The 7,800-nt window shown below is 49.7% G+C and carries 6 protein-coding genes; 4 read left to right on the top strand and 2 right to left on the bottom strand.

Annotated elements, in window-relative coordinates; genetic code table 11:
* The 4 genes from V3S16_RS16255 to V3S16_RS16240 form a co-directional block, all read left to right on the top strand.
* On the top strand, positions 1 to 623 hold a 623-nt coding region (locus tag V3S16_RS16255; RefSeq protein ID WP_413886835.1), incomplete at its 5' end, for a TRAP transporter TatT component family protein.
* A 13-nt stretch (positions 624 to 636) separates the two neighbouring features.
* Positions 637 to 1,650 (top strand): TRAP transporter substrate-binding protein DctP, encoded by a 1,014-nt coding sequence (dctP, locus tag V3S16_RS16250; protein ID WP_413886833.1) that lies wholly within the window; start codon positions 637 to 639, stop codon positions 1,648 to 1,650.
* A complete protein-coding gene (locus tag V3S16_RS16245; RefSeq protein ID WP_413886831.1) occupies positions 1,647 to 2,156 on the top strand; it encodes a TRAP transporter small permease in 510 nt (169 codons plus the stop codon). The genes dctP and V3S16_RS16245 overlap by 4 nt, the downstream gene beginning before the upstream one ends.
* Complete coding sequence (locus V3S16_RS16240; protein ID WP_413886829.1) at positions 2,153 to 3,439, top strand: TRAP transporter large permease; 1,287 nt, start codon at positions 2,153 to 2,155, stop codon at positions 3,437 to 3,439. Before V3S16_RS16245 ends, V3S16_RS16240 begins: the two co-directional genes overlap by 4 nt.
* A 302-nt stretch (positions 3,440 to 3,741) precedes the next feature.
* On the opposite strand, the gene V3S16_RS16235 is transcribed toward V3S16_RS16240, so the two are convergent.
* Together V3S16_RS16235 and V3S16_RS16230 are read right to left on the bottom strand one after the other, a co-directional pair.
* Positions 3,742 to 4,971, bottom strand: coding sequence for a CPBP family intramembrane glutamic endopeptidase (locus V3S16_RS16235; RefSeq protein ID WP_413886827.1), 1,230 nt, complete (start codon positions 4,969 to 4,971; stop codon positions 3,742 to 3,744).
* Positions 4,972 to 5,083: 112 nt separating this feature from the next.
* Entirely contained in the window at positions 5,084 to 7,585 is a 2,502-nt protein-coding gene (locus V3S16_RS16230) for a hypothetical protein (RefSeq protein ID WP_413886826.1), read from the bottom strand.
* Positions 7,586 to 7,800: the final 215 nt, after the last annotated feature.

Below are 7,800 nucleotides of genomic sequence, written 5' to 3'. Positions count from 1 at the left end.
TATATACCGCTTATACCGACGTGTTCGTAAAGGATGTTGCCCGGGCCCAAAAATTGACCGATAAGGCATTAGGTTACGCTCTTAAAGCTGTTTGCGTGCGGCGGGCGCAAGCGTGCTCGCTGAAGCGTAAAAATTTTCAGGAGTTTGAGCAAATCATTTCCGCGTTGAAGATTAAGGCTGTGCCGTCACTATATGCGCTGGGGTCGGCCTGGGCCGCCTGGATTCAGGTGCGTCGCCAGGACTGGAACGCGGTTGCCGACATCGCCCGGGTGGAGACTATTATGCAGCGGGTTGTGGTGCTGGATGAATTATATCAAGACGGCGCCGCCCATTTGTATCTGGGGGTACTGTCATCCTTTATTCCGCCGGCTTTGGGCGGCAAGCCGGAAACCGGACGCCGGCACTTTGAGCGTGCTCTTGAAATTTCACATAGCAAAAATTTGATGGTTAAGGTAATGTATGCTCGGCATTATGCCCGCTTGATGTTCCACCGGGATCTGCATGATCGGCTGCTTAACGAGGTGCTTGAGGCCGACCCCGATGTTCCCGGATATGTGCTGGCCAACACCCTGGCACAAAAGCAGGCTCTGGAATTACTTAAAAGCGCCGACGAGTACTTTTAATCAGGAGAGATTGATGCGAATTTCTATGATCCTGCGATGTACCGTTGTTTTTCTAATGATGATGCTTCCCGGCCAGGCATTGGGCATCAGGCTCAAAATCGCCACATTGTCACCGGAGGGGTCCGTCTGGATGCAGAAAATGAGGGAAGGTTCCCAGGAGCTGGCTCGCAGGACCAACAACCGGATTCGGATAAAATTTTATCCCGGCGGCGTCATGGGCGATGATAATACGGTGTTGCGTAAAATCCGCATCGGACAACTCCATGGCGGTGCTGTTATAGGAGGAAGCCTGACAAAGTATTTTAAGGACAGCCAGATTTACGGACTGCCAATGAAATTCAAGTCTTTCGAGGAGATCGATTATGTTCGCCGGCAACTGGACCAGCGCATTATCGACGGCTTCGAGAAGGGTGGGTTTGTGACCTTTGGAATCGCCGAGGGCGGTTTTGCCTATGTAATGGCCACCGTGCCGATCCGAACCGTTGAAGAGATGCGCCGGCAGAAGGTCTGGGTGCCGGATAACGATAAAACCATCCTGGAATCGGTCCAGGCTTTTGGCATAAAGCCGATCCCGTTATCGATTGCCGACGTTCGGGCCGGCCTGCAAACCGGTTTGATCAATACGGTAACCATTCCACCCATCGGCGCCATTGCTTTGCAGTGGCATACCCAGATCAAATACCTAATGGACGAGCCCTTCTTGTATATCTACGGTGTCCTGGCGGTGGCCCGCAAAGTATTTGAAAAACTGTCTTTAGACGATCAGAGGGTCTTTCGCGAAATCATGGGGCGCGTATTTAAGGAGCTCGACCGGCTTAACCGCCAAGACAACGTTAAAGCCAGAGAAGCGCTGCGAAAGCAGGGCATCGAGTTTATCAAGCCGGATGCTGACGATCTGAAACAATGGTACGATAAGGCAGCGGCGATTCCGGAGCGGCTGGTTAAGGCCGGCAAATTATCCCGGGAAATGGTAAACACTCTGGAAAGCCTTCTTGAAGACTATCGTTCCCAGAATGAATGCCAATGAGTAACAACCAACACAAGCCTTTTACAGAACGAGTTCGATCGGTGCTGTATCGGATCGAAGACGGTATTCTGGTGGGGTTGCTTCTATTGATGATCGGCCTGGCGGTGACCCAGATTTTTCTGCGCAATCTGTTCGATTCCGGCATTGTCTGGAGCGATATTCTGGTACGTATTTTGGTGCTCTGGGTCGGTCTGGTGGGGGCCATGGTGGCCAGCCGGCAGGGCAACCACATTAACATTGACATTCTCGATCGCTATTTGCCGGAACGTGCCAAACCGGTGGTCGGCATTGTTGTGCAGCTGTTTACCGCCCTGATTTGTACGGTTGCGGCTTACTTTAGCCTGTTGTTTGTGCAGGTGGAGTATGCCGACGGTGGTACGTTGTTCGCTCAGGTCCCGGCCTGGGTATGTGAATCAATCATACCATTTGCCTTTGCGGTGATTGCCGTTCGATACTTCATGCTGTCATTTGAAAACTTCAAAAATATTTTTGCGCTCCGACCGTGACGATATATATTTTCGCGCTGATATTGATTCTATTAGCCCTCCTGGGTACGCCGCTGTTCGCTGTTATTTTGGCGGTTGCGATGCTCGGTTTTTATTATCTGGATGTCAGCCTGTCGGTGATCGCCATTGAAGTTTACCGTATTGCCGACACGCCGGTCTTACTGGCATTGCCGCTGTTTACGTTTGCCGGTTACATCCTGGCAGAAAGCCGGACCTCACACCGCCTGGTCCGGTTAACCCGGGCATGCTTGTGCTGGATGCCGGGCGGGCTGGCCATTGTAGCGTTCATTGCCTGCGCCTTTTTTACCGCCTTTACCGGTGCTTCGGGCGTCACCATCGTGGCCCTGGGGGCGCTGCTGTATCCGGCATTAATCGAGGCCGGATACCGGGATAAATTCAGCCTCGGCCTGGTGACGACTTCCGGCAGCCTGGGCCTGCTTTTCCCGCCCTCGCTGCCGCTGATTCTTTACGCTATCATCGCCCAACAGATGAACGTCGGCGCAAAGGTCGCCATCAGCGATTTGTTTCTGGCAGGCCTGCTTCCCGGACTGCTGATGGTGGTGCTGCTGTCGTTCTGGAGTTTGTGGGAAAACCGCCAGAACCCCGTCGAGCGTCCGTTATTTTCAGTGCAAGAAGCCAAGAGCGCGCTGCGGGAAGCCGTCTGGGAGATACCGCTGCCGTTTTTCGTGCTGGGTGGAATTTACGGCGGATTTTTTGCCGTATCCGAAGCGGCTGCGGCTACGGCCATGTATGTCCTCGTGGTCGAAGTATTTATCTATAAGGAGATCAGTCTTTCAAAGCTTCCGGCTATTATGCGGGATTCGATGGTAATGGTCGGCGGGATTCTGCTGATACTGGGTGTATCGCTGGCGTCGACCAATTTTCTGATCGATGCCGAAGTGCCCATACGACTGTTTGATGTCATCCAAGCTCATGTCAGCAGTAAAATCGTTTTTTTGATCCTGCTGAACATTCTGTTGCTGATCTTAGGCGCCATTCTGGACATCTTTTCAGCGATAGTCATTATGGTCCCGATCATTCTTCCCGTTGCTATCAATTACGGTGTGGATCCGGTACATTTAGGGATCATTTTTCTGGCCAATATGCAAATCGGGTATATTACGCCGCCGGTGGGCATGAATCTGTTTATCGCCAGCTACCGTTTTGACAAACCAATCATTGAGCTCTACCAGGCGGCGATACCGTTTATGATTGTGCTGCTTGCCGCGGTCCTCATCATTACCTACGTTCCGGCTTTAAGCCTGGTGTTTCTGCAACGATAAAATTTCTTCATGGGCCACACAGCATCTATAATTTCAGAACTCCTGACCTGTATACGTAATTTCAACGTGATATGAAGGTTTAGTCGTAATTTCAGATGCAACAATTTGAACATCGAACATCGAACGTCCAACATCGAATTTTGAATAAGGTATTCTGCCAATTTATAAACTGGCGGAGCGAAGCGATTTCATCATTCGATGTTCAATGTTCGATGTTCGATGTTCGACGTTCATCTTTTATATGCTCTCGAGGTGTGGACTCTTCATTAAAATATGTTGAATCTGAATTTACAACCTAACCCTTATAAAAACCTAAAAACAGTCTTGGGGATGACGCCTGCAAAGTCAATGAAATTGACGGCAAAATGCGCCAGCATAATTGCGGGAAGAGAATGCGTTCTCAAATATAGAGTCATGAAAACAGCACCAATGGCCGACGTTACTATTACTTGGTGTAATCCTCCGCTCCAGTGGATGAACCCAAAAGCAACAGAAGAAATTCCGATGATGATAAAGGAGTTGCGGGTATAACGAACAAGCAAGGTATGCAGGTACCCTCGAAAAACGAGTTCTTCAAATATCCCCACCATCAAAAGCCCGGCGGTGAGATCAATCCACTTCCACGGAGGATTTTCGATTGTGGGCATGCCTTTTAAAGGGGCATAACCGGGAAACCGGTTCATGATCATGTATCCGTTTTGGTCGATGAACGTACCCACCAGGGTACCAATGAGAAATACGGTTACAAAAGGAATCACCTGCTGGGAAGTAAGGCCGAATTCAAAAGGCTGCATTTTCTTTGCGCGGATTAACCAAAACACAACCGAGAAAGGAAAGATTTTTACGACAGTATAGTCTATCAATAGCCACAAGCGCCAATCTTTTATGAAAATATTTGAAAAATCATTCAGGTAAAACGGCACAGAGAGTAGCACCATGACCAGGAGATAACGTCTATTTTTTTCTGTCGAGAACGCTGCATAATCAATCTTGTATCTTTCAAAAACGTGCCTTTTCTCCATTCCTCCTCTTAAAAAAAGTACGATTGAATACCCACTGCCGGCCCCGACAATCAGCGCCAACACCCCAAATGCAAAAGACCATGCCAGCCATTCGGGTAAAAACGTTTGCAAGCTTTCACCGATTATTTCACCTGCAAAAGCGGCCAGGCCTAAACTGAAAGACCATGAGACAACTGAAGGAACAACATCATTAGATGAGGCCTTGTCAAAGCCGGTTCTCATCGCGAAAGCAGCCGCAGTTCCTCCAAGTGCTCCGAAGATGGCAAAGCTGTAAAAAGTGATAACTGTCATTTTATATGACGTTCCCATTGTTAGAAACAGTGGAGTTACGGCCCCCGCACAACTCAAGGCCAATACCAGCGAGAGTGATAGGCCTCGTTCCGGGGAAATCTTTGCTCCGGCTGATTTAATGGTCAGGTAATGCGACAAACCGCCTGCAAATCCGAATATTCCCATAGTAGTTTGAGCTGCAAACATATTGGAGAGTCCCAAAAATTGTGTAGAAAACACTCCGGTAACTCCAAGCAAGGCAGAAGCTAACCACCCCACTGTTGAGCGATAAAGGATGGCAACAGTGCTCGGTGCTTCCGCTGTTGCATTGTCTTTTGGAATAAGCACGGTTTTATTTTAAATCCGGGTCAGCTATCTTCAGCTCGGTAACGATGGCCCCAATAGTTGATAATATCGAAAAAAGAAATACGCGCCACAGACAATTTGCTGCAATACCGCCGGCTGAAATAGCACTGTTTGGGTTCAGCAATACGACCAGTGCAGTATAAAGCACTCCGGCGACCGCACCGCAGGCAGCCGCCCCGACAAACCGTTTACCCAGCTCCGCTCCACCGCAGCCCAATGTCACCAGGCCGCCGCAAACCAGCGGGAGGAGCAGCGCCGGCCACCAAATCGCCGCCAGGCCCGGAAGCATTCCGGCAGTTTTCAAGTAAACAAAATCCGCCATTACCAATATTCCCGCCATAAGGAATGCATACAAACCGATGTGCCAATATCGCCTTGCCAGCGATACCCGCAGCTTCATGCGCTTGGTGATGCGGCGCCGGATGGTCAACGGCCAGTTGTAAAACATGCAAAACACCCAGTGTTCCAGCAGCGCACCGCTTTCACCAAACACGGGGATAAAGTGTACGGTTTCATTGGCCCAATGTACCGCCATAAATCGCGCCAGCACCGGGTAGCGATAGGTCATCTGAATCGGAAATGCAAGATAACCGATATACTTAAAAAACCCTAAAAACACGGCGATATTGTAGTCTTTGAAATTGCGTTCACTGATGACCAGGTACAGCACATAAAGGCCTCGTACCAAAGAGCCCGGGGAAATCGGTACGACTTGAAACAATGCGATAATTCCCAGGCCTATTCCCCAAGCCTGAGCTCGCGGCATCTCCGGATGCATGGTAACATAAATAATTACAACCAGCACGGACACAATCTGGGTCACCGGCAGCGTGCAGACATGTACAGCCAGGTTTTTCAAGTATTTCTGGATAAAAGGTTCATCAATCCGGGAAAGGATAATGCCGGCGTCGTCAGCGCTTAAAATATGTTTTTTGCGGCCTTCGGTCACCATGTCACGTAGCCACTGCTCACGCAGCTCGGGGTCAAAATACAGCCGGATCGGCCGTATAAATAGATAATGCAGGCGCTCTTTTGCATATTGCCAATCGGTCGTTAATCGGTGCAAACCAACCGGGAGCAGCGACACTGCAAAATGACTCCAAAACCGCCTGGACGATCGCGCTACTTCTAAAGCATTGTCAGCATCAACCCGGCTTTCCCGGTGCCAGAGAATAACTTTTTCAGCCATTTTGCCCTTGAATGTCCGTCTTAAATAGTTCCAGCTCGAAAACATTCCGGTGTAGTGCCTGCGCCAATCCGCCCGTCCCAAAAGCCGCCGAAGGAAAGTACCTAATAGCGGTATCAGGCCCATTAAAAAAAAGAGTATTGTCAAACCTCTGCTGCGCTCAAGCTTTTGAGCCCATTCATTATCGACGACATTCTGTACCTGCCACCCGGTCACGGCGCTTTTGAGTATCGTCGACCACAGCGTCCGGCTGTATAACAGGCGCAGGTGGTTGTGGGTTATATCAGGCACCGAGTCTCTGTAAATCCGTTCCGACGCTTTCAGTTCATCCAGCATCCCGCGCATATCCGCAAAATCATCGCTATGGGCGTCAATAAACCGCTCTAATTTGCTCAGGCTGCCCCGATCAAACTGCACCAGACTGCCCCGGCCAAATCCCAGGAAAATAAGCTTAATGTCCGCGGGGCTCATCGGTAAAAACGGAAGCAGTGCAAGCCCGGCGCGGAAATCGACCGCAACCAACCCGTCGGCCGGGTTATTTCCGGCATTACTTCGTTTCAAACAATTAGGCTGACTTTTGCATGTATACCACTCGTACTGGCGGGCGAACTCATGTCCTCCCATAGCATGCAACAGCTTAACAAACCGGTGCATAAATTCATACTTGGCGCGATATTCCGGTGAACCGAGCTGTGAGGTATCCGGCGCTTTCCCTTGGCGCCACTGCTCCAAAAAGTCGAGGCGATCATCAATCTCAAGGCGCCAGTTACGTCCGTCTATCCATTCACTAAGCTCGCCGCAGCTTCCCAGAGTGTGATCCACAAACGTTGCATAAATATCTACAACCGCTTTTTCATCGCCAAATCGAATCCCGGCCCCGCGCCGGATTAATTTTTGCCAGAGTGCCCCGGCTCTAGCGGCCGCCGGATTGACCTGCAATTGAAAGGGCCCCTGGAAACCCACCCAGTAGAGCGTATTACGAAACAGCCTAGAAAACCCCGACAACGGAATCAGAATTTTCATGGCATAAATTCCGTTGACCTCAAGCCCTTCCATGGGACCATCCGGAGTCTCAATTTGCACTATCCTTACCCGGTAAACCTGTCCGGCAAAACCTCCGCCGACAAACTTCTCAACAACCGCACGAATCCTGCCTTGATTTTTTCCGCCGACTTCTCTTACATCATAAACAAGTTCAGTGCCTGCATCATACTGCGCAACTCGCATGGGCCGGTGCAACCCAGCGCTTCGAAATTCATCTTCTAGTTTTTTACAAACTTCAACAGAGTATTCTATCGTCATTTCTTAAACCGTGCGATCACGCCCAAGGCGGATAAAACGCGTGTTTTAAGTTCCGCTTTGTAGAATCGCGAATCTATTTTATAACTGGTTGATTTGATAAGGATTATATTTGATCAAATATCCAGCGAGTATAGAAACATGCTGCGCGCGTGTCAAGTAATAGATGCTTGTTTATTTCTGTACCATATTGCTGTATAATAATCTCAACTTTTGGC

The sequence above is a fragment of the Candidatus Desulfatibia sp. genome (assembly GCF_036446775.1).
Lineage (GTDB): Bacteria > Desulfobacterota > Desulfobacteria > Desulfobacterales > UBA11574 > Desulfatibia_A.
This window is presented reverse-complemented; position numbering and strand designations above follow the sequence as displayed.